The sequence below is a fragment of the Pseudomonas sp. AC532 genome (assembly GCF_979258965.1).
In genome coordinates, this window is record NZ_OZ409888.1 from 3,084,092 (window position 1) to 3,108,028 (window position 23,937).

A 23,937-nucleotide genomic window follows, 5' to 3' on the forward strand; every position below is an offset into this window, starting at 1 on the left:
GGCGACGTTCTAGGCCGCCCTCATGCACCTGCTTCGCACCCAGCCCGGCCAGTCGCTGCCGGCCGATAGCATCGCCGACCTCGGCCAGACGCCCGCCGAGCTGGTGGTGCTGTGCACGGGCGATTCGCACCTGTCGCTGCTGGCCGAGGTCGCCCGTCACCTGCCCGACGATTACCCCAGCCTGCGCCTGGCCAGCCCGGCACAGCTGGGCAACAACGCCTCGGTGGATTTCTACGTCGACAAGGTGCTGCAGCACGCCAAGGTCATCATGATTTCCGTGCACGGCGGCGTGAGCTACTGGCGCTACGGCATCGAGCGCCTGGTGGAGCTGGCGGGGCAGGGCAAAACGCTGATCCTGGTGCCTGGCTGCGACAATCCCGACCCCGAGCTGACCGCTCTGGGCAACGTGTCCGCCGAGGACGCCGAGCGCCTCTGGCAGTACCTGCGCCAGGGCGGCGTGGACAATGCGCGGCAGTTCTTTCACTGCATCGCCACTCGCTACCTGGGCCGTGAGTACAGCTGGGCCGAGCCAAAGGCGCTGCCCCGGGTCGGCCTTTATCACCCGCGTACCGGCAACGCCTCGCTGCAGGACTGGCGCGCCGACTGGGTGCCTGATGCGCCCGTGGCGGCGCTGCTGTTCTATCGCACCCATGTGCAGGCCGCGAACACCGCATTCGTCGACACCTTCTGCCAGCGGCTGCAGGCCCAGGGCCTCAATCCGCTGCCCATCGCCGTCGCCAGCCTCAAAGAGGCTGCCTGTCTGGCGCAGGTCGAGGACTGGCTGGATGAAACCAGCGCGAGCGTGATCCTCAATACCACCGGCTTCGCGCAGTCCAATCCCGAGTCGCCCCAGGCGCGGCCGTTCCGCCGTGATGTGCCGGTGCTGCAGGCGCTTTGTGCGCTGGACAGCGAAGAGCAGTGGCAAGGCAGCGCCCAGGGCCTTGGCCCCCGGGACCTGGCCATGCACATCGCGCTGCCGGAGCTGGACGGCCGGCTGATCACCCGGCCGATCAGCTTCAAGGGCCTGGCCTTTCGCAGCGAGCGCAGCCAGAGCGACGTGGTCTGTTACCGCGCGCACCTGCCCGGCATGGATCTCGTCGCCGAGCTGGCGCGCCGCTGGTGTGCCCTGCAGCGCACGCCGGCAGCCGAAAAACGTGTCGCCCTGGTGCTGGCCAACTACCCGACCCGCGACGGCCGTATCGGCAATGGTGTGGGCCTGGACACGCCCGCGGCGGCGCTGAACATTCTTCAGGCCCTGCAACAGCAGGGTTACCCGGTCGACGCCTTGCCGGACAGCGGCACCGCACTGATCCATCAGTTGCTCGGTGGCGTGACCAACGACCTCGACAACCTCGACCTGCGGCCCTGCGCGCAAAGCCTGGCGGTTGATGACTACCAGCGGTTCTTCGCGGCCCTGCCCGAAGCCAATCGTCAGGCGGTGCTGGAGCGCTGGGGCGCACCGGAAAACGACCCGATGTTCCGCGACGGCCGGCTGATGATCGCCGGCCTGCGCTTCGGCCTGACCTTTGTCGGCATCCAGCCGGCGCGGGGTTATCAGGTGGATGCGGCAGCGGTTTACCACGACCCCGACCTGGTACCGCCGCACGGCTACCTGGCGTTCTATTTCTGGATGCGCCAGGTGTTCGCGGCCCAGGCGGTGATCCATGTCGGCAAGCACGGCAACCTGGAGTGGCTGCCGGGCAAGAGCGTCGGCCTGTCCGAGAGCTGCTGGCCAACGTTGATCCTCGGTGCGCTGCCGAACATCTACCCGTTCATCGTCAACGACCCCGGCGAAGGCGCCCAGGCCAAGCGCCGCACCCAGGCGGTGATCATCGACCACCTTATGCCTCCGCTGACCCGCGCCGAGAGCTACGGCCCGCTGCGCGATCTGGAGCGGCTGGCCGACGAGTACTACGACGCCAGCCAGCTCGACCTGCGCCGCGCCAGTGAGCTGCGCGGCGAGATCCTGCACAAGGTGCGCGAAGCCAGCCTGGACCGTGAACTGGGCCTGCAGCTCAACGACGACCCCGCCAGTTGGCTGCCGCAGCTCGACGCCTACCTGTGCGACCTCAAGGAATCGCAGATTCGCGACGGCCTGCATGTGTTCGGCGAATCGCCGACCGGCACGCTGCGCCGCGACACCTTGCTGGCGCTGCTGCGCATTCCTCGCGGTGACGGCCAAGGCGGCAACGCCAGCCTGCTGCGTGCGCTGGCCCATGACCTGGCGCTCGACTTCGATCCCCTCGATTGCGACATGGCTGCACCGTGGGCCGGCCCGCGTCCTGAGGTTCTGGCGGGCCTGAGCGATGAGCCCTGGCGCAGTTTTGGTGACACACGTGAGCGCCTGGAGCTGTTGGGATTGCAGTTTATTTCGGGGACGGATTTCGAATCCGTTGGATCCAGCAGCGCGACCGTCCTGCACAGCCTTCGCCAGCAGATCGCGCCGCTGCTGGACGCCTGTGGCGATGCCGAGATGCACGGCCTGCTCGATGCCCTCGATGGCCGCTTCGTGCCCTCCGGCCCCAGTGGAGCGCCGAGCCGCGGGCGACTCGATGTGCTGCCCACCGGGCGCAATTTCTATTCCGTGGACGTGCGCAACCTGCCCACCCCCACGGCCTGGCGCCTCGGTGTGCAGGCGGCGGATCGACTGCTCGAACGCCATTTGCAGGATGAAGGCGATCACCTGCGCCAGCTCGGTTTGTCGGTGTGGGGCACCGCGACCATGCGCACCGGCGGCGACGACATCGCCCAGGCCATGGCGCTGATGGGTGTGCGCCCGGTGTGGCAGGCGGGCAGCCAGCGGGTCGAGCGCTTCGAAGTGCTGCCACTCGAGCAGCTGGGGCGCCCGCGGGTCGACGTGACCCTGCGGGTGTCCGGGTTCTTCCGCGACGCCTTCGCCAACCTGATCCGCCTGTTCGATGACGCCGTACAGGCGGTCGCCGACCTGGACGAGTCGCCGGACATGAACCCGCTGTCCGCCCGCGTCTGGCAAGAAGCCCTGGCGCTGCAGGATGGCGGGCTGGACGAACGCGAGGCGCGGCGTCAGGCCGGCTGGCGAATCTTCGGCTCCAAGCCCGGCGCCTATGGTGCAGGCGTGCAGAACGCCATCGAGGAGCGCCTTTGGGAAAGCCGCGCGGATCTCGCCGAGGTGTACCTGAACTGGGGCGGCTACGCCTATGGCAAAGGCAGCGAAGGCACACCCGCGCGGGGCCAGTTCGCCGAGCGCCTGGAGCGTCTGCAGGCGGTGCTGCATAACCAGGACAACCGCGAGCACGACATCCTCGACTCCAACGATTACTACCAGTTTCAGGGCGGCATGCTGGCCGCGGTGGAAACCCTGCGTGGCGCCAAGGCGGCCAGCTACTTTGGCGACAACAGCCAACCGGACACCCCGCGCATCCGCACCCTCAAGCAGGAGCTCGGCCGCGTGGTGCGCGCCCGCGCGGCCAACCCGAAGTGGATCGAAGGCATGAAGCGCCACGGTTACAAGGGTGCCTTCGAACTGGCTGCGACCATCGACTACCTGTTCGCCTTCGACGCCACCAGCGAGCTGGTCGATGACCATCAGTACGCGCTGCTCACCGACGCCTACCTGATGGACCGAGACACCCGCGATTTCATCCAGCAGCACAACCCCGGCGCCCTGCAGGACATCATCGAGCGCCTGCTCGAAGCCCAGCAGCGCGGCATGTGGCAGGAGCCTGGCGCATACCGCGAAGCGCTGGAAAATCTGCTTATCGACAGCGAAGAAAGCTGAAAACGCCCGTAGCCTGGCGTTGAGCGAAGCGATACCCAGGGGCGATCTTCCGGGGACCGCTGCGCCCAGCCCATTGGCTTCGCGGGTTGCCCCGTGACTTGCCCAGGTTTACCCTGGCCGATCATTCCCTTCTGGAGTTTCGTCCAATGCGCCAGTAATGCCGTCGTGTCCGCACGACCTGTGATCGTCCGCCGTGGCCTTGTGCCTCGCGTTTTCACGGCATTGCCTGGAGTCATCCATGACGAACTCGCCTGTTATCGCGCTCGAGCGCGTGTCCTTTCATTTCTCCAATGGTCAGCCTCTGTTCGATGAACTGAGCGAAACCTTCGATGCCCGGCATACCGGCCTGGTAGGGCGCAACGGTGCCGGCAAGAGCGTGCTCGGCCGCCTGCTCGCTGGCCTGTTGCCGCCTACTGAGGGGCGTATCGTGCGGCAGGCACAGGTTGCCTATTTGCCCCAGGATATCGAGGTGCCGGAAGGCGCTCGGGTGGTCGACCTGCTGGGCTTCGCTGCGCCGTTCGATGCGCTGTGTCGGGTGACCGAGGGGCGCATGGGCGAGGACGATATCGAGACGCTCGAAGGCCGGTGGGATATCGCCGAACGGCTGCACGCGGCGTTGCACGACGAGGGCCTTGGCCACCTCAACCCGCAAACCCCGGCCGCCCTGCTCAGCGGCGGCGAGCGCACGCGTGTGGCGCTGCTCGGGGTGTTTCTCAGCGGTGCCGATCTGCTGATTCTCGATGAGCCCAGTAACCACCTGGACCAGGCCAGCCGCCAGCGCCTCTATCGGCGCCTGCAGCAGTGGCCGGGTGGGGTGCTGGTGATCAGCCATGACCGTGAACTGCTCGATGGCATGCAGCGTATCGTCGAATTATCGCCAGGCGGGCTGCGCGCCTATGGCGGCAATTACAGCGTCTATCGAGACTGTCTGTTGCGTGAACGGCAGGCCGCCCAGCATGCGCTGGAGCACGCCCGCACCGAGCGCAAACGAGGCGAACGGGAGTTGCAAGTGCAGCAGCAACGCCAGCAGCGCCGTGCCGCCAGCGGGGCGCGAAGCGCGCGGGATAGCAACCAGGCGCAGATCCTGGTGGATCGCCAGAAGAACCGCAGCGAAGCCAGCGCCGGGCGGCTGCAGCATCGGCGCAGCGAGGCGCGTAGCGGGTTCGATGACGCGGTGCGAGAAGCCGCAGCCCGGGTCGACGAGCAGCAGGTGATAAGCCTGCACGGTGCGTTGCCCAACCTGCCCGACGTTAAACGAATTCTCAGCCTGCAGGGCGTTCGCCTGTCGTTCTCGGGCGCCGGCCTGCCGGATATAGAGTTGTTCGGCCCGCGGCGGCTGGCGATCACCGGGCCCAATGGCTGCGGGAAATCGACCGTATTGGCGATGCTCGCGGGCCAACGCGCTGCGGCGGCGGGCGAATGCCGGGTCGAGGTGCCGCTGGCTTATCTGGACCAGCGGCTGTCCTGCCTGCACGCCGCGCATTCAGCACTGGATCACCTGCGTCACTGCAATCCCGGGTTGCCGGAAGCCGTCGCCCGTGCGCGCCTGAGGCACCTGGGGTTGGATACCCAGCGCGCGCTGCTTCCCTGCGCACGGCTCAGCGGCGGTGAACGCCTGAAGCTGGCGCTTGCCGGGGTGGTCGGTACCGAACCGGCAGCGCCATTGCTGCTGCTCGACGAGCCGGACAACCATATCGACCTCGACTCGTTGCTGGCCGTCGAAGCCATGCTGCGTGAATATCGTGGGGGGCTGATCGTGGTCTCCCATGACGCGGCGTTCATCGAGGCCTTGGCGATCACCGACCGCCTGCAGTGGACCGAGGTGGGCTGGCAGTACCAGAGGTAGCGACACCCGTAAGGACGCCCTGGGTATCGCTGCGCCGACGAAACGAGCATTTACGGCTCTTGTAGCCTGGGTCGAGCGCAGCGACACCCGGGGAAGTGCGCCCCTGGGTATCGCTGCGCTCAACGCCAGGCTACGGGCGGTCAGACCAAGTGGCGCATGCGGATGGCAGCGTCTACCAGCATGCGTTCGGTACCCGTCCAGCCGAGGCAGCCGTCGGTGATCGAGACGCCGTAGCGCAACTCGCCGCCGAGGCTTTGAGCGCCGTCGAACAGGTGGCTTTCGATCATCACCGCGCGCAGGGCGCCGTCGCCAGCCAGGCGCTGGTCGAGCACGCTGCTCAGCACCTCGGGCTGGCGCAGCGGGTTCTTGCCGCTGTTGGCGTGGCTGCAGTCGACCATGATCCGTGGCGCGATGCCCTGGCGCTCCAGCTCGGCGCGGGCCGTGGCGACGCTGGCGGCGTCATAGTTCGGCCCAGCGTGGCCGCCGCGTAGCACCAAGTGGGTGTCCGGGTTTCCGTGGGTGTGTACCAGTGCCGGGCGGCCATGGCCATCGACGCCGAAGTGCTGGTGGGCATGGGCTGCCGAGCGCATGGCGTCACAGGCGATGCCGAGGCTGCCGTCGGTGCCGTTCTTGAAGCCCACCGGCATCTCCAAACCGCTGACCAGCTCGCGGTGCACCTGGGATTCACTGGTGCGTGCGCCAATCGCCGCCCAGCCGAGCAGGTCTTCGAAGTAGTCGGCCACCAGCGGCTGGAGGATCTCGCTGGCCAATGGCAGGCCGAGCTCGAGCATGCGCAGCATCAATTTGCGCGAGCGGCGCAGGCCTTCGGCCATGTCGCCGCTGCCGTCCAGTGCAGGGTCGTAGACCAGGCCCTTCCAGCCCACCGTGGTACGCGGCTTTTCGACGTAGGCGCGCATCACCAGCAGCAAGCGATCACCCACTCGCTGGCTGAGGGCGGCCAGGCGCTCGGCGTATTCGAGTACGGCGGCGTCGTCGTGCAGGGAGCAGGGGCCGACCACCACCAGCAGGCGCGGGTCGTGACCATCGAGAATGGCGCGGATCGAGTGGCGCTGTTGCTGCACCTGGCGGGCAAGGGTAGCGGAGAGGGGCAGTTCTTCGCGCAGCTGGCTGGCGGTTGGCAGTGGCGAGGTGTGGCGGCGGCTCGGCTGGGCGACCAGGTGCAGATCGGCGGCTTTGGCGGTGGAGCGGGAATTGACGGCTACGGACATGGTGATTTCCTCGGCCGGCGCGGATGTTACCGCGCGCGGCGCACTATCTGGCTCGATGGGATGTTCGATTGAGTGGTTGAGCGGCGTGAGCGCCGATAAATCGCCAGCTGTAGCGGTAATAGGTTTGGTAGGTGAGGCAGTTGATATGGGCGGTCATGGTGAAATCCTCGTTGGAAAATCGGTGTGCCGGAAAAAACAAAACCCCCGGTCGGGAGGCCGACCGGGGGTTTCGAGAAACTGTCTGGTGGCGACCCTGAGTTACTAGGGCGCCTGTGGGGTATCAGGCGCGCCTGTGGCTAAACCAATACCCAAAATAATAGGAAGCCGCCGCGACCGCAGACACCTGGGCACGCGCGATCACGATGCAGGCTGCATCGAGGCGAGTGGCGTTCAGGATCAGGGTTGGGGACATGCGCGGCTCCGTTGAATGGCTCGACGTTAATTCATTGCAGCGGTCGATTGCAAGCGCCGTTCGTTGAGGGCTAGCGCGGCGCGTCGGGTCGCCACGGTCAGCGGCTCGGGCAGGTTATCCATTGGGAACCAGCCGATATCACCGTGTTTCTCGGGTTCGACGTTGCGCACTTCACCCTCGAAAGCATCGGCCAGGTAGACCGGCGCCAACCAGTGTTCGCCACGTGCGGGGTCAATCTGATCGACCACACAGAGCAGGTTCAGCACCGTGAGGCGAATGGCGAGCTCTTCCTCGATCTCGCGGCGCACGGCCTGCTCGACCGGTTCCAGCCAGTCCACCTTGCCACCCGGCAAACCCCAGCAGCCTGCCTCCGGCTCACGCAGCCGGCGCACCAGCAGCAGGCGCCCGTCCTGCACGATGGCGGCGCCACAACCCAGCCGCGGTTGCGCGGGCATCAGGTTCCCTGCCTGCCGATCCACTTGCCTACGGTCGGCGCCTGGTAGCCCTCGATCGCCGCCAGCACGGCATCGATATCCTGCTCGACGATCAGCATCTCGCGGTGCGGCGCCTTGACGAAGGCTTCGTCGACCATGTGATCGAAAAATCCGGCGAGGCGGTCGTAGTAGCCGTTGATATTGAGCAGCGCGCAGGGCTTCTGGTGGTGGCCGAGTTGTGCCCAGGTCCACACCTCGAACAGCTCTTCCAGGGTGCCGACGCCGCCGGGCAGGGCGATGAAACCGTCGGACAGGTCGGCCATCAGCGCCTTGCGCTGGTGCATCGAATCGACGATGCGCAGGTCGTCGAGGCCGGTGTGGGCCACTTCCTTTTCCCACAGCGAGCGCGGGATCACGCCGATCACTTCGCCGCCGGCTTCGAGCGCCGCGTTGGCCACTGCGCCCATCAGGCCGACGGAGGCGCCGCCGTACACCAGGCCGATACCGGCCTTGGCGAGGGTTTGGCCAAGATGGGTAGCCGCCTCGCTATACACGGGATTGGTGCCCGCATTGGAACCGCAGAAAATGCACAGGCGCATCTGAGTCTCCCTGGATAAATCGCACGCGACAGCATCGCGAAACCGCCGACCTTAGCAGATCAGCTGCAAGGGATTCGACCACCCGCTGCTACAATGCCGGCTTTGCCCAGCCCGGACCGTTCCATGACCGATACCGCCCATTTCCCCCTTGCCGCCGTGGTCGGCGCCGACTCGCTGAAGTTGGCGCTGTGCCTGGTGGCGGTCGATCCGGCAATCGGCGGGGTGCTGATCGAAGGCCCGCGCGGCATGGCCAAATCGACCCTCGCCCGCGGCCTGGCCGAGCTGCTGGAGAGCGGCGTGTTCGTCACCCTGCCGCTGGGCGCCAGCGAGGAGCGCATCGTCGGCACGCTCGACCTGGACGCCGCGCTGGGCGAGAGCCGTGCGCAGTTCTCGCCCGGCCTGCTGAGCAAGGCCGACGGCGGCGTGCTGTACGTCGATGAGGTCAACCTGCTGCCCGATCACCTGGTCGACCTGCTGCTCGATGCGGCGGCCAGCGGCGTCAACCATGTCGAGCGCGATGGCATCTCCCACCGCCATAACGCGCGCTTCATCCTGATCGGCACCATGAACGCCGAAGAGGGCGAGTTACGTCCGCAATTGCTCGACCGTTTTGGCCTCAACCTGGCACTGGACGGCCAGCCGCAGCCGGGCGCGCGAGCCGAAATCGTGCGTCGGCGCCTGGCCTTCGATGCCGACCCGCAGGCGTTCATCGCCCGGTGGGCGGAGCAGCAGTCGGCGCTGGCCGAGCGCTGTGAAAGGGCGCGAGCCCGCGTGGCGAATATTCCCCTCGATGACCAGGCGCTGGAGGCGATCACCGGGCGCTGCTTCGAGGCCGGCGTCGATGGCCTGCGCGCCGATCTGGTCTGGCTGCGCGCCGCTCGCGCCCATGCGGCCTGGCGTGGCGCGGAAGGCATCGGAGAAGAGGACATCGAAGCCGTGGCCGATTTCGTGCTGCGCCATCGCCGTCGGCATACACCGCCCCAGCAGCAGTCTCAGCCACCGGCCAGCCCGCCCACCCAGGCGCCAAGCGAACAGCCCGCAATGGGCGAGGGCAACTGGGGCGAATTGCCGCCGCAAGCGCAAAGCACCGGCGAGCGCCGTGAACCGCCCCGCTGGACAAAAAGCTCTAGGCATCCCCCCGCGCGCCAGGGCGGGGACGGATGCCAGACCCACTCCGGGCAAGCAGGCGGGCGGACGCAGTGGCGCCAAGCGACCGGGCGGCAGCGGCGCCATCGACTGGCTCGCTACGTTGCTGATGGGCAAGCCGAAGCGCCGTGCGGATCTGCAGCGCCGGCCGCGTAGCAACGCACCCACACCGCTGTGGTTGATCGTCGTCGATGCCTCGGCCTCGACCCGCCGCCATGGCGCATTGGGCAAGGCCAAGGGGCTGCTGGCCGAGCTGTTCGAACGGGGTTATCGCGAGCGCGTGCGTATTGCCGTACTCGACGCGCACGGTACCCAGCCCCACTGGCAGTGGCAGGGGCAGAAAGCCTCCGGCGCCCTGCAGCAGTGGCTGAGCACGCTTGGCGCGGGTGGCGGTAGCCCACTGATTCCGGCCCTGCAGCAGGCTCACGGCTGGCTGCAACGGCGCCAGCGCCGCAGGCCGGGCGAGGCACAGCGCCTGCTGGTGCTGACCGATGGGCGCCTGCGTGAATGGCAGGCGCTGCCGCCCAGTCCGTGCCCGGCGACACTGGTGGATATCGAATGCGCGCCGATCCGCCTGGGCCGGGCCATGCAGCTGGCCGCCGAGCTGGACGCCGACTATTGGCATATCGAGGCGTTGCCCCCGCTGCCGCAGTTCTGAGCGATTCCTCGCCGGCAAGACGTTGGCGTAGACTGGCGGGCTCACTCAGCGACTGGGCCTTGCCTCGATGCACACCGTCGACCAATTGCGTTCCGGCCAACTCAAGGGCATCACCCGCCTCGACCTGTCCGCGTCGCTCACGCAGTTCCCCGAGGAAATCTTCACCCTGGCCGACAGCCTGGAAGTGCTCAACCTGAGTGGCAACCGGCTGAGCGACCTGCCCGAGGACCTGCACCGGTTGCATCGCCTGCAGGTGCTGTTCTGCTCGAACAATGACTTTGAACAGGTGCCGGAGTCGGTGGGCCGCTGCGAGTCGCTGCGCATGGTCGGCTTCAAGTCCAACCGCATCCGCGAGCTGCCTGCCAGGGCGCTGCCGCCGCGCCTGCGCTGGCTGATCCTCACCGACAATCGTCTGGAGACACTGCCCGAGACCCTTGGTGACTGCAGCGAGCTACAGAAGCTGATGCTCGCCGGCAATCGCCTGCGGGCGCTGCCGGCAAGCCTGGCGCGCCTGCACAAGCTGGAGCTGCTGCGCATTGCCGCCAACCAGCTGCCCGCCTTGCCGGATGCCCTGTTGCAACTGCCGAGCCTGGCGTGGCTGGCCCATGCGGGCAATCCGTTCGCTGACGCCATTGCGCCAACGCCTCAGGCGCCTGATGTGCCATGGCGTGAACTGCACGTGGGCGAGGTGCTTGGCCAGGGGGCGTCGGGGGTCATCCACCGTGCGGATTGGCAGCGACCGGATGGCCGCTGCCAGGCCGTGGCGCTCAAGTTGTTCAAAGGGCAAATGACCAGCGACGGCACGCCGGATAGCGAGATGGCCGCGTGCCTGACGGTGGGACAGCATCCCAACCTGATCGGCGCGATCGGTCGGCTCGTTGAGCACCCGCAGGGTGAGCAGGGCCTGCTGCTGAGCCTGGTAGAGCCGCGCTTCAGCATTCTGGCCGGGCCGCCGAGCCTCGAGAGCTGCAGCCGCGATCTGTACCCGAACGCCTGGCGTGCGTCGTTCGCCCAGGTGCTGCGCGTTGCCAGCGGTATCGCCGCGGCGCTACGCCACCTGCACGCCCGGGGTGTGACCCATGGCGACCTCTACGGACACAACATCCTGATCGACGAGGCCGGCACTGCGCTGCTCGGTGACTTTGGCGCGGCGTCCTTCCTGCATGCCGCTGCGCCGTCCCAGCAGGGGTTGCTGCAACGCATCGAGGTGCGGGCGTTCGGCATCCTGCTTGAGGAGTTGCTGGCGCGGTGCGAGGTGCCTGAAGCGCATCGCCCGGTGTTGCACGCGCTCGTGGCGCGCTGCCAGCAGCCGCGGGTGCCTGAACGCCCGGCTTTCAGCGAGATCGACAGCACGCTGCAGGGCGTGGCAGCGCGTCAGGCCGGCTGATAATCCAGCGAGCGCTTCGACGACTCCGGCAGCGCCAGGCCGCCGGCCAGGGCCATCAGGGCGATGGCGATCAGGTAGAAGGCCGGTGACATGCGGTTGCCGGTCGCCTCGATCAGCCAGGTGGCGACCAGCGGCGCCGTACCGCCGAATACCGTGTAGGCCAGGTTGTAGGTGAAGGCCGACGCGGTGTAACGCACGCGGGTGGGGAATTGTTCGGAGAGCAGCACGGCGGTCACCACACCGCAGATCACCGCACCCACCGCCAGCAGCATGGCGCCGATGGCCGAGGCCCACAGGGTGCCCGAGGCGGCCAGGGTGAAGGCCGGGTACACCGCGACGATCAACGCCACCCCGGCGGTGAGGATGGTGCGCCGGCGGCCGACTCGGTCCGAATAGCGGCCCACGAACGGGCACAGCAACGCGGCGAACAGCAGTGCCATCAGGCTGGCAAGCAATGCCGTTGGCCTTGCCGCCCCGCCGACCACCTGCATGTAGGTGGTCAGGTAGGTGGTGAACATGTAGAACGACAGCGCCGTGGCAGAAATGAAGGCTGACAGGCACAGCACGGTGGCGCCGTGTTCGCGCAGGGTTTCGCGCAGTGGCGAGTGATCCGGGTGTGCTTGCGCGGCCAGGGCCTGGAAGGCCGGCGACTCATCCAGGCGCAGGCGCATGTACAAACCGACCAGGCCCAGTGGCGCGGCGATCAGGAACGGCACGCGCCAGCCCCAGGCCTGCATCTGCGTGTCGTCCAGCCAGATGCCCAGGCCGAACACCAGGCCAGCCGCGCAGGCGAAGGCCGCGAAAGTGGAGACGGGCACGAAGCTGCCATAACGGGCCTTCTGCTCGGTCGGCGCGTGTTCCATGACGAACGCGCAGGCACCGGCGTATTCACCGCCCGCGGAAAACCCCTGCAGGCAGCGCGCCAGGGCCAGCAGCAACGGCGCGAGCAGGCCGATGCTGGCGTAGGTGGGCAGCAGGCCGATCAGCGTGGTGGCGCCGGCCATCAGCAGCACGGTGATCGACAGCACACGCTTGCGGCCGATGCGGTCGCCGAGGATGCCGAACACGATGCCGCCCAGCGGGCGCAGCGCGAAGGATACGGCGAACACCGCGAAGGTTTGCAGCAGCGCCAGTGCGGGATCGCCCTGGGGAAAGAACAACGCGGCGATGGTCACGGCGAGAAAGCCGTACACGGCGAAGTCGAACCATTCGACGAAGTTGCCGATGGCCGAAGCGGCGATCACCTTGCGCAAGATGCCCAGATCGACATGCGTAGCCTGTTGTGGATAAGTAGTCACGCTCATGGCTGTCTCCGCGTCATTTCTCCAACGTGCGGACGTGCCTGGCCCGGGCCTTTGCGTCCAATTGTGGATAACTTACGTGGCTTGCCGGCTGTGGCGGGATTCGCGTGCGACCTGGGGGTAGTCGTGAGCGACAGGGGGGCGCGCAAGCGCCTTGAAGCGATCAAATCATTGCGTTCGCGGCGCGATCACTGATGGATAAGCTTCGCGTTATCCACCCTACGGGTTGCATCCGAAGCGCAAACCGTAGCCTGGGTTGAGCGAAGCGATACCCGGGAGAGGCGCTGCTCTACAACGGCACCGATTCGGGTACAAAAAAGCCGACCCTGAGGTCGGCTTCTCTTTACAGCACAGAGCGGGCTGGCGCCGTGGCGCCGAGCCGTTTCTTACAGTGCGTCGCGGCTGCTGGCACCGTCAACCAGGCGAGCGATGCCCAGCGGGTTGGCGTTTTTCAGCGCGTCGGGCAGCAGGGCGTCCGGGCAGTTCTGGTAGCACACCGGGCGCAGGAAGCGGTCGATGGCCAGGGTGCCGACCGACGTACCACGGGCGTCGGAAGTCGCCGGATACGGGCCGCCGTGGACCATGGAGTCGCAGACTTCCACGCCGGTCGGGTAGCCGTTGAACAGCACGCGGCCCACCTTCTGCTCGAGCAGTGCGAACAGCTCTTCGCTGCCAGCCAGGTCGCCCGGCTCGGTGAGCAGGGTGGCAGTCAGCTGGCCGTGCAGGCCGCCGATGGCTTTCAGCAGCTCGGCCTTGTCAGCCACTTCGACGACGATGGTGGTCGGGCCGAAGACTTCTTCCTGCAGCAGCTCGTCACCGTTCAGCAGCAGGCTGACGTCGGCTTTGAACAGTTGCGGGCGAGCCTGATTGCCTTCTTGCTTGGCGCCGGTCAGGTGCGTGATGCCGGAATGCGCGTTGAGTGCGTCCAGGCCTTTCACGTAGCTCTTCAGGGTGCCGGCGTTGAGCATGGTTTGCGGCTGCTGCTCGGCCATCTTGGCGGTGAAGGTTTCCAGGAAGGCGCTGAACTCAGGCGAACGAACGCCGATCACCAGGCCCGGGTTGGTGCAGAACTGACCACAGCCCATGACCACCGAACCCGCCAGCTCGCCGGCGATTTTCTCGCCGCGGGCCTTGATGGCTTCCGGCAGCAGGATGACCGGGTTGATGCTGCTCATCTCGGCGAATACCGGGATCGGCTGCGGGCGGGCGGCGGCCATGTCGCAGAGGGCGCGACCACCTTTCAGCGAACCGGTGAAGCCGACCGCCAGGATGGCCGGGTGCTTGACCAGCGCCTCGCCAACACCCGAACCGTAGATCATGTTGAACACGCCTTTCGGCATGCCGGTCTTGTCAGCCGCGCGTAGCAGGGCTTCACCGACGAACGCAGCGGTAGCCATGTGGCCGCTGTGGGCCTTGAAGACCACCGGGCAGCCAGCAGCCAGCGCGGAAGCGGTATCGCCACCCGCGGTGGAGAAGGCCAGCGGGAAGTTGCTGGCGCCGAACACGGCAACCGGGCCGAGGCCGATGCGGTACTGGCGCAGGTCCGGGCGCGGCAGCGGCTGACGGTCCGGCAGGGCGCGGTCGATACGCGCACCGTAGAAATCGCCACGGCGCAGTACTTTGGCGAACAGGCGCATCTGGCCGCTGGTACGGCCGCGCTCACCCTGGATGCGGGCGGTCGGCAGAGCGGTTTCGCGGCAAACGGTGGCGACGAATTCGTCACCCAGGGCGTCCAGCTCGTCGGCGATGGCGTCGAGGAAATCAGCGCGCTTGGCAGCTGGCAGGCTGCGGTAAGCGGGATAAGCGGCGGCTGCGGCTTTGGCAGCGGCATCGACTTCTTCCGGCGTGGCCTGGATGAAGTCGTAGGAAAGGGCTTCGCCAGTGGTGGCGTCGTGACTCTTGTGGACTACGGAGCCGGCTGCGCTGTACGCGCCGCCGATGATGTTGTGGCCGATGGTAGCGGGCATTGTTAGCTCCTGTTGGTGACGTTTGAACACGTACGGAAAGGCTTTGATTGTACGATGTCTGATAAGTTGCGCAAGTCTGCTCTACCTCTCAGCTTACCGGATCATCGGTGCTTTCCGGTTCGATGGGCTGGGCGCCCGTTGCCTCAGGTGTCAAATCGCTGCGTCATGGCCAAGGCGACAGAACCGCTCGTTCCCTCTGCGCCGCGACTCGGCAGCGATGATGCCGGTCCGAGCGCGGATGGTGATCGCCGGTGGGCGCAGGCGAACATCCCAGCAGTACGGCCGCGGTCAACGCGGCGGTTGGCACTCCAACGCCACGCCATGCCACGCAACCGAGCTGTCACGGCTGGAAGCGGCCAGTTGCCTGGCCGCCGCGGCGCAATCAGACGGCGCTCTGCTGCGCCGACCAGTTGGCGTACCACTGGCGGAACAGCCGGTACTGAATCTCGGCGTAGTTGCGCTGCGCGTCGCTGAGGGCATCCGTTTCGTTGAAGTGCAGGGCGTATTCCTGGTCGCCGCCCAGCACCATCAGGTGCTTGTAGTAGAGGACCAGGTCGGTGCCTTCGTCGAAGGACGACAGCACGTTCAACGCCTCGGACAGCTCCAGAGCAAGGCGTCGGGCGGTGGCGTCACCGGTGGCGGCTTTCTTGCTCAGTTCGACCAGTTGCAGCACTTCGCGCGGCAGGGCGTTGCCGATGCCGGTAATGGCGCCGGTGGCACCGCAGTTGACGAAACCGTGTACCACCTGGGTGTCGACCCCGGCCATCAGGATCACGTTTTCATCTTGTGAGGTGATGTGCTCGGCGGCGTAGCGCATGTCCGCAGCGCCACCGAACTCCTTGAAGCCGATCAGGTTGGCGTACTTGCGACGCAGCTTGAAGAACAGCTCGGCGCGGGTGGCGAAGCCGTAGTACGGGCTGTTGTAGATCACTGCCGGAAGCTCTGGCGCCGCTTCCAGGATGGCGGCGAAGTGCGCCTCCTGAGCCGCCGGCGACGCGCCGCGGGACAAGACGCGGGGGATGACCATCAGGCCGTGGGCGCCGACCTTGGCGGCATGAGCCGCGTGGGACACCGCTTCGCGGCTGTTCACCGCACCGGTGCCGACCACGGTTGGAATGCCGGCAGCGACCAGGCGCGCTACGCCTTCCTGGCGCTCGGCTTCGGTCAGCAGCGGCCAGTCGCCCATGGAGCCGCAGTAGACCACCGCGCTCATGCCGATCTGGATCAGCTCTTTGCCCTTGCGTACCAGGGCGTCGAAGTCCGGCTTGCGGTCGGCGGTGCAGGGGGTCATCAGGGCGGGAATGGTGCCGGTGAAGATGGTGCTGCTCATGGTGTTGCCTCCTGGGCAGAGTAAAAGTATTTCGTATACGAAAGCAAAAGGCCGTAGCAGGCCGTCTGTTTTCGGTTGTTGGGCATAACGCCCGGTTCATTGCGCCGGCGAACCGGCAGTTTCAAGTTTTCAACACATCTGGAGCCTGTTCACGATCTTTGTGTACATGAAGCAACAGCTACAAGGCAGAAGCGGACGTAGGGTGGATGACGCTCTTTTCATCCACCATTGCGATCGGTGGACGGGTCGGGCCGCGTAGGTGAGGCGTCCACCCTACGACCGTGGGAGCGGGCCGTGCCCGCGAATAATCACGGGCATGGCCCGTTCCCACAATGAATCACCGACCGGCCGCTTGCGCCACTGAGCTGCCAAAATCGACGAGCCTGGGCTGAAAAAATCATGAACAGGTTCTTATGAGCGGGTCCTTACAGCTTCAGCTCCACCGGCCAGGTATCCGACAGGCGATAGCCCGTTGGCCAGGGGTCGCTCGGGTCGAGCAGGTGCTGATGAGTGCCGGTTATCCACGCCCTTCCGGATAGGCACGGATAGATTGCCGGGCGGCCTGCCACATCGGTCAGTGAGTCGATGCGGCAGTGGAATTCGGAACCGATGATGGAGCGGCCGATGAAGCGCTCGCCCACCGCCAGCTGACCCTTTGCATGCAGTACTGCCATGCGCGCCGAGCAGCCGGTGCCGCAGGGCGAGCGGTCGATCTTGCCGGGGCGGATGACTACCGCGTTGGCGCCGGTGGCGATGCCGTTCTCGCGGACCACCGGAGCGGCGATCTGGCAGAAGGAGATATGGCTCCAGTCCGGGTTCAGCGGGTGCTGGAAACCCAGCTGTTCATTGGCGGCCTTGGTGATGCGCAGGCCCACGGCGACCAGATCTGCCGCTTCATCGGCCCGGATGGCGAAACCCAGGTGGCGCGCATCGGCGATCACGAAGCTGTCACCGCCGTAGGCGGTATCGACCTGCAGCGAACCGAGACCTTCGACCTCGATCCAGGCGTCGAGCTGGTCGGCGAACGACGGTACGTTCTTCACCTCGACCCGCTCGGCCTTGCCATCACGGCAGTCGGCGATCACTTCCACCAGGCCGCCGGGTGCTTCCAGGGTCAGGAAGGTCTGCGGTTCGGTCATCGGCAGAATGCCGCTGTCGAGCAGCACGGTGGCCACGCACAACGAGTTGGAGCCGGACATTGGCGGCACATCGGCCGGCTCCATGATGATCCAGCCCATCTGCGCCTTGGGGTTCTTGGCCGGCACCAGCAGGTTGACGTGACGGAACACGCCACCGCGCGGCTCGTTGAGCACGAAGTTACGCAGGAAGTCGTCCTGTTCGATCCAGCGCGACTGCTGCCACAGCGTCTCGCCAGGCGGTGGCGCGACGCCGCCAACGATGACGTCGCCGACTTCGCCTTCGGCATGGCAGCTGACCACATGAATGACTTTGCTGGAGCGCACGGGGCAGCCCTCTTAATGAACTGATGTGTGGGCCGTAGGATGGGTGGAACCCATCGACGATTGATGGGTTTCACCTGCGCGGCCCGACCCATCCTACGGCTCGTCTGTTGTGCGGCAGTGAAGTTGCTTTCAGTGAACCGATTTGAGGAAGTCGGCGGTTTCCGGCTTCTGCGGATTGCCGAGCACTTGCTCGGGCGCGCCGATCTCGTGCACCAGTCCGTTGCGAAAGAACGCCACGCGGTCGGAGACGTCACGGGCGAAGCGAATTTCATGGGTCACCAGCACCATGGTCATACCGTCTTCGGCGAGCATGCGCATGGTGTCGAGTACCTCGCCGACCAGTTGCGGGTCGAGGGCGCTGGTGGCTTCGTCGAACAGCATGTAGTCCGGGCTCATGGCCAGGGCGCGGGCGATTGCCATGCGCTGCTGCTGGCCGCCGGAGAGCTTGCCCGGGAACACCTTGAGCTTGTCGGCCAGGCCCACATGGGTGAGCTGTTGCACGGCGATGGCCTCGGCTTCCTGCTTGCTCAGGCCGAGCACTTTGCGCGGCGCCAGCATGACGTTTTCCAGCACGGTGAGGTGCGGGAAGGCGTTCCACTGCTGGAACACGATGCCGATCTTCTGGCGCAGTTTGTTGATGTCGGTGCCCGGCGCGTGCACTTCGGTGCCGTCGACGCGGATGCTGCCGCTCTTGATCGACTCCAGGCCGTTGATGCACATCAGCAGGGTCGATTTGCCGGAGCCCGAGCCGCCGATGATCGACACCACTTCGCCCTTGTTCACGGTCAGGCTGACGCCCTTGATCACATCGAGGCTGCCAAAGGATTTGTGTACGTTGTCGATCTCAATCATTTTCCTGCCACCTTTTTTCCAGCCGTGCGCCCAGTTGGGCGACCACCAGGCTCATGACGTAGTAGATGAGGCCGGCGATGCACAGCACCAGCAGCGGCTCTTGAATGCGCGTGACGATGGTTTGCGAGGCGCGCAGCAGCTCGACGATGCCGATCCACATCACCAGCGCGGTGTCTTTCATGACGCTGAGTACCAGGTTCAGCCAGCCGGGAAAGGCCACCCGCGTGGCCATCGGCAGCACGATGTAGCGCAGGTCCTGCAGGTAGCTCAGGCCGAGGGAGCGGCTGGCGCGGCGCAGGGTGAAGGGCACCGACAGCACACCCGAACGCACGATCTCGGTGAAGTAGGCGGCGGCGTAGATGCCCAGCACGATGCAGCCCACCGCGAAGGCGCTGATGTCGATGCCGGCGATGCTCTTGAACGAGTTGAACAGCACGAACTGGATGAGCAGTGGCACGCTGCGAAACACGTCGAGTACCCAGGCCAGCGGCAACGTGGCACGCGGCAACAAGGCCCGCAGCAGGCCGAACAGCAGGCCGGCGAAGGAGCCTAGCAGGATGGCCCAGAAGGTCAGTTGCAAGGTGACCCAGGCGCCGTCGAGCAGGTAGAGGAAATCGTTCCAGGTGAAGCTGGTATCGAACATGGTCTGTGCTTCCTCAGTAACGGAACAGGCGCCAGGCCAGCAGACGGGCGAGGGCTACGATCGCCTTGGCGATCAGGTAATACAGCACCGCCGCGATGGCGAAGAACTCGAAGGTGCGGAAGGTCTTGACGTTGTAGTCCTGGGTGACGCCGGTGAGGTCGTTGTTGAGGCCGACGATCACCCCCAGCGAGGTCATCAGCACGGCCCAGACCATCTGGTTGGTCAGCGGGTAGAAGACGATGCGCAGCAATTGCGGCACGACGATCATGCGATAGGCCTGGAAGGCGCTCATGCCCAGCGAACGCGCGGCGCGTACCTGGGTGTCGGGCACCGCCTTGAGGCCACCGCGAAAGTTCTCCGCCAGGTAGCCGGCGTTGTTGAAGGTGATGCCGGCCAGCAGGGCGATCCAGGAGCTGACGTGCCAGCCCATCGAGCCCAGGCCGAAGTAGAGGATGTAGATCTGGAACAGCGACGGCGTGTTGCGCGCGATCGATACCCAGCCGTTGGCGAAGCCGCGGGCCACGGGGTTCTTCAGCTCGCGCATGACCGTCAGCGCAAGGGCGATGAGTACGCCGAAGATCATCGAGAGGGCCGCCGTCTCGAAGGTCACCCAGGCGCCTGCGAGCATGTCGGGCAATGCCTTGAATGCCTGGCGCCAGTGGAAGGTGTAGTCAAACATGCGTGGGGTTCTCCACCGGGGAAGCGGGTTGCAGCCAGCGCGGCAGGCGGCCGCTGGCCTGGCCGGAGCAGGCGGCGTCGACGCACTCGGCCAGACTGGCGAAGTGCACCGAACGGCCGACCAGCCCTGGCGCGTAGTGGGCGTACTTGCCCGAATTGGTCATCAGGGTGCGGCAACCCGTCGGCACTACCGGCTCGCCGAGCATGCACCAGCAGGTATCGGTCACCAGGGTGGCGCCGAAAGCGTCCAGCATGGCGACATGGCCGGCCGCGCGGGCCTGTTCGAGAATCGCCCGGCCGCAGGTGATCACCAGGCTGACCTCGGGGTGCTTGCTCAGCCCGCGGCACAGCGTGGCGAGGCAGGCAAATTCACTGAGCGAGAAATGCGGATTGCCGAGAGCGATCAGACCCACCTCGGCTTCCTCAGCGCTGTTGAGTTCGTCCCAGCTGCGGCGCAGGTCGGCGAGGGTGACCCGCTCCGTAGGCACTGGCTGGCCGCTGTGGATAACATTTTCCGCCTGCAGGGCTTGCGGAGTGACCCCGGCGATATGAAACAGCGGCGCGGCCGAGCTGGTGGCGAAGGCCGCGCCAAAGGCCTTGAGATCGTCCAGATTCGGCTGCGCCTTCTCCAGCCCGCATACCAGCGGAATGCGACTGCCGCACAACAGGCCAACGTGGTAGCCGAGCAGCGGATAGAAGGCATCGTCCAGCTCACCGAGTGGTGGCAACTCGATCTGCAGGCTGGCCAGGCGGTGCTCGTCCTGGTGGCAGCCGACGTTGGGCGCACGGCCGGTGAGGGCGATGCAGATATCCAGATAATCCGCGTATTTCAGGGTGCGTGCCCCGAGCACGCTGTTGGCGTAGACCACCGCATTGGATTCGGCCCAGACGATATGCTCGCCTTCAGCAGGCGCGCTATCGAGCAGGTAGGGCGCACAGGTGAAACTGAGCTGCGCGCCCATGGCCATGTAGGCATCGCCGAGTGCGCTGGCCGGCTCGCCAAAGGCGGCATCGATGCCCAGCGCGCGCCAGCGGCGCTGGTCCACGGATATCGAATTGAGTGTGGTCGGCACGCGCACCTGGGCGCCCCAGGCCACCAACTGTTCGGCGAAGCGCAGGCTGGCCGGGCCGGTGTAGATGCAGCCGTCAATGTGCGCCTGGGTAACGTCCAGCAGCTCGCTGGCGCCCTGCAGCTCGGCCATGCGCAGCACCAGCTGCATGGCCACTTGCGCAGCCTTGCCATGGTGGCCATCGAGCAGTGCCCGGTCGCCCGCGTGCAACGTCAGGCTGCTGGCGAAGGCGGGTAACTCATGCAGCGTTGCCACGCCGGTCGGGTGAGCATCAGTGGGGCGCTGTGGATAAAGCTGCAGGCGCTCTCCATCGAGTCGCGCATAGGCCTGGCCGCGGAGGCTGGCGAAGGCGTCATGGCCGATGCACAGCACGGCGATGGAACGTTGAAACAGCAGCTCGGCCACCAGCACGCCAAGGGTGAGGATCTCGTCGGCCTCGGCCAGCACCAGGGCGCTGGGCGCGTGTTCACCGCTGAGCAGTTCCATCATCACGCTGCTGCCGGTGCAGGAGCCGCGGCCGCTGGGGATCGCCAGCACGCGGCCCGCCAGTTTCTGCCCACTGAGCGGGTGATGCCGGTCGATCACCTCACCCGTGAACGGGTCGACGCCGCCCCAGAAACTCAGGCCCATGTCGGCGAACAGCAACTCGCCCTCGGCACGCCCGGCAACCAGGCTACGGCCCTGGAGCGCGCACGCTTCAGGGGCGGGCGAGGTGTGATCCGCGACTGCTGTCATCAAGGGCTCCGCCGTGGGTACAAAGCTCGGCGCCACGGGGCGCGCGAGCGAAAGGGGGGGTGAAATGCGCCGCCATTGGGCGGCGCAGTGGCGCATGGATCAGTAATACACGCCCGGCACGGTGAGGTTGGCCGGCTTGATTTCGTCGCCGACCCACTTCTTCCACAGCTCTTCGTAACGGCCGCTGCGGACCTGCTGGTTGACGAACAGGTTGAGGTAGTTGATCAGGCCGTACTCGTCGCGCTTGGCGGCCAAGGACACGTAATCGACGACGTAGGGCGCGTCACCGACCACTTTCAGGCCCTTGTACTTGCCGGACTTGAGGGTGGCGGCGGCTACGGTATTGGTCACCACGGTAGCGGCGATGTGGCCCTGGGCGACGGCGAGGATGGTGTCGTTCTGCGATTGGTAGGCGCGGAAGCTGCCGCCGCCCCAGGCTTTCACGTCCTTCTCCAGGGCGATGGCCTCGTAGGTGCCACTGGTGTTACCCACGGCTTTGCCCTTGAGGTCTTCGTAGCTGTTGATGCCGGTATCGTCGCGGGTCAACACGACCATCTGGAAGGCGAAGTAGGGCACGGTCAGGCCCACGGTCTTGGCGCGCTCCAGGGTGTCGGACGTGGAAGCGACGATCACGTCGGCACGGCCGGAAACCAGTGCAGGGATACGATCCGGGAAGGGCGTTTCCACCACTTCTGCCTCGACGCCGAGGATTTTCGCCAGGTCGTTGCAGTAGTCGACGTCGAAGCCGACCGGTTGGTTCTTGTCGTCACGCGAGCCCATGGGCGGGAAATCCAGGGTCACGGCGCAGCGCAGCTTGCCGGATTCGATGATCGAGTCGAGCTTGTCGGCGTGTGCGGTGCCGATCAGGGTGGTGCTGAGTACTGCGCTGAGGGCTACGGCAAAAGCGGGGTTTTTCATAGGGGCCTCGAAAGTGTGCAGACAGTCGTTATAGGAAATTTCGTATACGATATTTCATATGCAACGGCTGTGCCCGATCCACCCTTGGCTGCTTGCAGCCCTTTGCGGCGCGGGTTTGAAGTGGATCGCCAGGTGCCTGCCAGCCATTACCCTGGCAGGGGGTGTTACATAAGGGAGCGTCGCGACATTTCAGGCGCCCCGTTTCGGAACACCGCAGCGTCAGCCTGTATGTGAATCGCGGAACTGGCTGGGCGTGAGCCCCGTGAGCGCGCGGAACTGGCGGCTGAAGGCGCTGTGATCGGTGTATCCGCAGCGCAGGGCGATCTCGGTGATCGGCAGGTCCTGCAGCAGCAGGCGGCTGGCCTCGCCGAGGCGCGCCCGGTGAATCATCTGCCGTGGGGTGAGCTGGAAGATACGCTTGCAGTGGCGTTCCAGTTGCGCCACTGACAGGCCGGCAATGGCGGTGAGCTCGGCCAGGCTGATCGGCCGAGCGAAGTGCTCGCGAATGTGCGCATCCACCGCTGCCAGTTTGGGATAGGCCGGGTGGCTGGCCTGCGGCAGTTGCACATCGCGGGAGATGCCGGCCAGGCCGATGACCTCGCCCATCGGGTCGCGCAGCGCCAGCTTGTGGGTCAGGCACCAGACGGGCTGGTCGCCGTAATAGAGGTGCAGTTCCAACTGCTCGGCAAGGGCGCTGCCGTCCTTGAGCACGCGCCGGTCCTGCGCCGTATAGGTCGGCCCCAGGCTGGCCGGAAACACCTGCTCGGCCGTCATACCCAGCAGTTGGCTCTTGCTCTTGCAGCCCAGCCGCTGGGCGAGCGTCTGGTTGACCAGGGCATAGCGGGTCTGGTTGTCCTTGATGAAAAACACCACGTCCGGCATGGCATCGAGCAGCGGCTCGATCTGCCTGAGGCTGGCGATCAGGGTCGACAGGTCGGTGTGCGGCGTTGCGCTGAAGAGACTGTGCATGGGCGAGCGCGGCATGGTCAGGAAACGCAGAGCGTAGCGGGGCAGGTGGCGGGAGAACAAGGCGCAGGCAGGGTCATCGTGGGGTTGCCACTCGGCGGGCGAAGAGGGTGAACGGCAGGGGTAGGCGAGCAGGGCTGTACGCCAGAAAGCAGAAGGGGGAGCCGAAGCTCCCCCAAATCTTGTTTGAATCATCGTTCTTGTTAGTGCTACCGGCCTCTTGTTCTTGTTTTGGCCGCGGCCTCCAAAGGGGGCCAAGAGCGAACGGATTTGTTTGGACGCTGATGTTGCCGTGATCCTGAGATCCAACCCGTCTGTCGCTGCCTTGTAAAGCAGTTTTATTGTTCTCGACCCGGTTGCGGTACAAGCCCGAGGGCGGTCCTCTCCAAAGAAATCAGTTAGCTGCGTCTCTGCGATTTTGTCTTTCTTATGCTAGAGCCGTTGTCTTGTTCTTGTTATGAGGTATGTCTTGTTATTTTTGTTGTGCGGAACCTAGAGCATATCCTGTGCCAATTTTAGAATATCCATATATTTCAATAAGTTAAA

18 protein-coding genes and 1 pseudogene are annotated in these 23,937 nt (G+C 65.8%); 5 read left to right on the forward strand and 14 right to left on the reverse strand.

Going from position 1 to position 23,937, the window contains the following annotated elements; translation table 11 throughout:
* Positions 1-22: 22 nt before the first annotated feature.
* Complete coding sequence (gene cobN / locus ACZ0AV_RS14525; RefSeq protein ID WP_499151684.1) at positions 23-3,757, forward strand: cobaltochelatase subunit CobN; 3,735 nt, start codon at positions 23-25, stop codon at positions 3,755-3,757.
* Positions 3,758-3,995: 238 nt separating this feature from the next.
* On the forward strand, positions 3,996-5,603 hold the full coding sequence (locus ACZ0AV_RS14530; protein WP_499151685.1) for an ABC-F family ATP-binding cassette domain-containing protein: 1,608 nt from the start codon (positions 3,996-3,998) through the stop codon (positions 5,601-5,603).
* Positions 5,604-5,743: 140 nt separating this feature from the next.
* On the opposite strand, the gene ACZ0AV_RS14535 is transcribed toward ACZ0AV_RS14530, so the two are convergent.
* The 4 genes from ACZ0AV_RS14535 to ACZ0AV_RS14550 all read right to left on the reverse strand — a co-directional run bounded on the left by ACZ0AV_RS14535 (position 5,744) and on the right by ACZ0AV_RS14550 (position 8,277).
* A complete protein-coding gene (locus ACZ0AV_RS14535) occupies positions 5,744-6,832 on the reverse strand; it encodes a 3-deoxy-7-phosphoheptulonate synthase (RefSeq protein ID WP_499151686.1) in 1,089 nt (362 codons plus the stop codon).
* Between the two features lie 280 nt (positions 6,833-7,112).
* A complete protein-coding gene (locus ACZ0AV_RS14540; RefSeq protein WP_256605040.1) occupies positions 7,113-7,244 on the reverse strand; it encodes a hypothetical protein in 132 nt (43 codons plus the stop codon).
* A gap of 26 nt (positions 7,245-7,270) precedes the next feature.
* Positions 7,271-7,699, reverse strand: coding sequence for an NUDIX domain-containing protein (locus ACZ0AV_RS14545; RefSeq protein ID WP_499151687.1), 429 nt, complete (start codon positions 7,697-7,699; stop codon positions 7,271-7,273).
* Entirely contained in the window at positions 7,699-8,277 is a 579-nt protein-coding gene (locus ACZ0AV_RS14550) for an LOG family protein (RefSeq protein WP_499151688.1), read from the reverse strand. Before ACZ0AV_RS14550 ends, ACZ0AV_RS14545 begins: the two co-directional genes overlap by 1 nt.
* Before the next feature lie 123 nt (positions 8,278-8,400).
* On the opposite strand from ACZ0AV_RS14550, the pseudogene ACZ0AV_RS14555 reads away from it, so the two are divergent.
* The 3 genes and pseudogenes from ACZ0AV_RS14555 to ACZ0AV_RS14565 form a co-directional block, all read left to right on the forward strand.
* Positions 8,401-9,399, forward strand: a pseudogene (locus tag ACZ0AV_RS14555) (magnesium chelatase ATPase subunit I); the annotation flags it as partial.
* 10 nt (positions 9,400-9,409) lie between these two features.
* Positions 9,410-10,081 carry a vWA domain-containing protein gene (locus ACZ0AV_RS14560; protein WP_499153369.1) on the forward strand — a complete coding sequence of 224 codons (672 nt, stop codon included), beginning with the start codon at positions 9,410-9,412 and terminating at the stop codon, positions 10,079-10,081.
* Between the two features lie 67 nt (positions 10,082-10,148).
* Positions 10,149-11,468 (forward strand): leucine-rich repeat-containing protein kinase family protein, encoded by a 1,320-nt coding sequence (locus tag ACZ0AV_RS14565; protein ID WP_499151689.1) that lies wholly within the window; start codon positions 10,149-10,151, stop codon positions 11,466-11,468.
* Here ACZ0AV_RS14565 and ACZ0AV_RS14570 read toward each other — a convergent pair.
* The 10 genes from ACZ0AV_RS14570 to ACZ0AV_RS14615 all read right to left on the reverse strand — a co-directional run bounded on the left by ACZ0AV_RS14570 (position 11,456) and on the right by ACZ0AV_RS14615 (position 23,394).
* Entirely contained in the window at positions 11,456-12,772 is a 1,317-nt protein-coding gene (locus ACZ0AV_RS14570; protein WP_499151690.1) for an MFS transporter, read from the reverse strand. The genes ACZ0AV_RS14565 and ACZ0AV_RS14570 overlap by 13 nt on opposite strands.
* A gap of 383 nt (positions 12,773-13,155) precedes the next feature.
* A complete protein-coding gene (locus ACZ0AV_RS14575; RefSeq protein WP_499151691.1) occupies positions 13,156-14,736 on the reverse strand; it encodes an aldehyde dehydrogenase (NADP(+)) in 1,581 nt (526 codons plus the stop codon).
* A gap of 382 nt (positions 14,737-15,118) precedes the next feature.
* On the reverse strand, positions 15,119-16,066 hold the full coding sequence (locus tag ACZ0AV_RS14580) for a dihydrodipicolinate synthase family protein (RefSeq protein ID WP_499151692.1): 948 nt from the start codon (positions 16,064-16,066) through the stop codon (positions 15,119-15,121).
* 425 nt (positions 16,067-16,491) lie between these two features.
* Complete coding sequence (locus tag ACZ0AV_RS14585; protein WP_499151693.1) at positions 16,492-17,529, reverse strand: trans-3-hydroxy-L-proline dehydratase; 1,038 nt, start codon at positions 17,527-17,529, stop codon at positions 16,492-16,494.
* A gap of 129 nt (positions 17,530-17,658) precedes the next feature.
* Positions 17,659-18,381, reverse strand: coding sequence for an amino acid ABC transporter ATP-binding protein (locus ACZ0AV_RS14590; RefSeq protein WP_092371754.1), 723 nt, complete (start codon positions 18,379-18,381; stop codon positions 17,659-17,661).
* Positions 18,374-19,024, reverse strand: coding sequence for an amino acid ABC transporter permease (locus ACZ0AV_RS14595; protein WP_274125944.1), 651 nt, complete (start codon positions 19,022-19,024; stop codon positions 18,374-18,376). The genes ACZ0AV_RS14590 and ACZ0AV_RS14595 overlap by 8 nt, the downstream gene beginning before the upstream one ends.
* 13 nt (positions 19,025-19,037) lie before the next feature.
* Positions 19,038-19,703 carry an amino acid ABC transporter permease gene (locus tag ACZ0AV_RS14600; RefSeq protein WP_499151694.1) on the reverse strand — a complete coding sequence of 222 codons (666 nt, stop codon included), beginning with the start codon at positions 19,701-19,703 and terminating at the stop codon, positions 19,038-19,040.
* The gene (gene lhpI, locus ACZ0AV_RS14605) at positions 19,696-21,507 is read right to left on the reverse strand and encodes a cis-3-hydroxy-L-proline dehydratase (protein ID WP_499151695.1); all 1,812 of its coding nucleotides are present in this window, start codon (positions 21,505-21,507) and stop codon (positions 19,696-19,698) included. Before lhpI ends, ACZ0AV_RS14600 begins: the two co-directional genes overlap by 8 nt.
* Positions 21,508-21,606: 99 nt before the next feature.
* Positions 21,607-22,425 (reverse strand): ABC transporter substrate-binding protein, encoded by an 819-nt coding sequence (locus ACZ0AV_RS14610; protein ID WP_499151696.1) that lies wholly within the window; start codon positions 22,423-22,425, stop codon positions 21,607-21,609.
* Positions 22,426-22,644: 219 nt separating this feature from the next.
* Positions 22,645-23,394 (reverse strand): AraC family transcriptional regulator, encoded by a 750-nt coding sequence (locus ACZ0AV_RS14615; protein ID WP_499151697.1) that lies wholly within the window; start codon positions 23,392-23,394, stop codon positions 22,645-22,647.
* Positions 23,395-23,937 lie beyond the last annotated feature (543 nt).

Bases quoted from the DNA above. Each gene is read 5' to 3' on its own strand.
- cobN (WP_499151684.1), top strand. From the start codon at position 23: ATGCACCTGCTTCGCACCCAGCCCGGCCAGTCGCTGCCGGCCGATAGC.
- ACZ0AV_RS14530 (WP_499151685.1), top strand. From the start codon at position 3,996: ATGACGAACTCGCCTGTTATCGCGCTCGAGCGCGTGTCCTTTCATTTC.
- ACZ0AV_RS14535 (WP_499151686.1), bottom strand. From the start codon at position 6,832: ATGTCCGTAGCCGTCAATTCCCGCTCCACCGCCAAAGCCGCCGATCTG.
- ACZ0AV_RS14540 (WP_256605040.1), bottom strand. From the start codon at position 7,244: ATGTCCCCAACCCTGATCCTGAACGCCACTCGCCTCGATGCAGCCTGC.
- ACZ0AV_RS14545 (WP_499151687.1), bottom strand. From the start codon at position 7,699: ATGCCCGCGCAACCGCGGCTGGGTTGTGGCGCCGCCATCGTGCAGGAC.
- ACZ0AV_RS14550 (WP_499151688.1), bottom strand. From the start codon at position 8,277: ATGCGCCTGTGCATTTTCTGCGGTTCCAATGCGGGCACCAATCCCGTG.
- ACZ0AV_RS14565 (WP_499151689.1), top strand. From the start codon at position 10,149: ATGCACACCGTCGACCAATTGCGTTCCGGCCAACTCAAGGGCATCACC.
- ACZ0AV_RS14570 (WP_499151690.1), bottom strand. From the start codon at position 12,772: ATGAGCGTGACTACTTATCCACAACAGGCTACGCATGTCGATCTGGGC.
- ACZ0AV_RS14575 (WP_499151691.1), bottom strand. From the start codon at position 14,736: ATGCCCGCTACCATCGGCCACAACATCATCGGCGGCGCGTACAGCGCA.
- ACZ0AV_RS14580 (WP_499151692.1), bottom strand. From the start codon at position 16,066: ATGAGCAGCACCATCTTCACCGGCACCATTCCCGCCCTGATGACCCCC.
- ACZ0AV_RS14590 (WP_092371754.1), bottom strand. From the start codon at position 18,381: ATGATTGAGATCGACAACGTACACAAATCCTTTGGCAGCCTCGATGTG.
- ACZ0AV_RS14595 (WP_274125944.1), bottom strand. From the start codon at position 19,024: ATGTTCGATACCAGCTTCACCTGGAACGATTTCCTCTACCTGCTCGAC.
- ACZ0AV_RS14600 (WP_499151694.1), bottom strand. From the start codon at position 19,703: ATGTTTGACTACACCTTCCACTGGCGCCAGGCATTCAAGGCATTGCCC.
- lhpI (WP_499151695.1), bottom strand. From the start codon at position 21,507: ATGACAGCAGTCGCGGATCACACCTCGCCCGCCCCTGAAGCGTGCGCG.
- ACZ0AV_RS14610 (WP_499151696.1), bottom strand. From the start codon at position 22,425: ATGAAAAACCCCGCTTTTGCCGTAGCCCTCAGCGCAGTACTCAGCACC.
- ACZ0AV_RS14615 (WP_499151697.1), bottom strand. From the start codon at position 23,394: ATGCACAGTCTCTTCAGCGCAACGCCGCACACCGACCTGTCGACCCTG.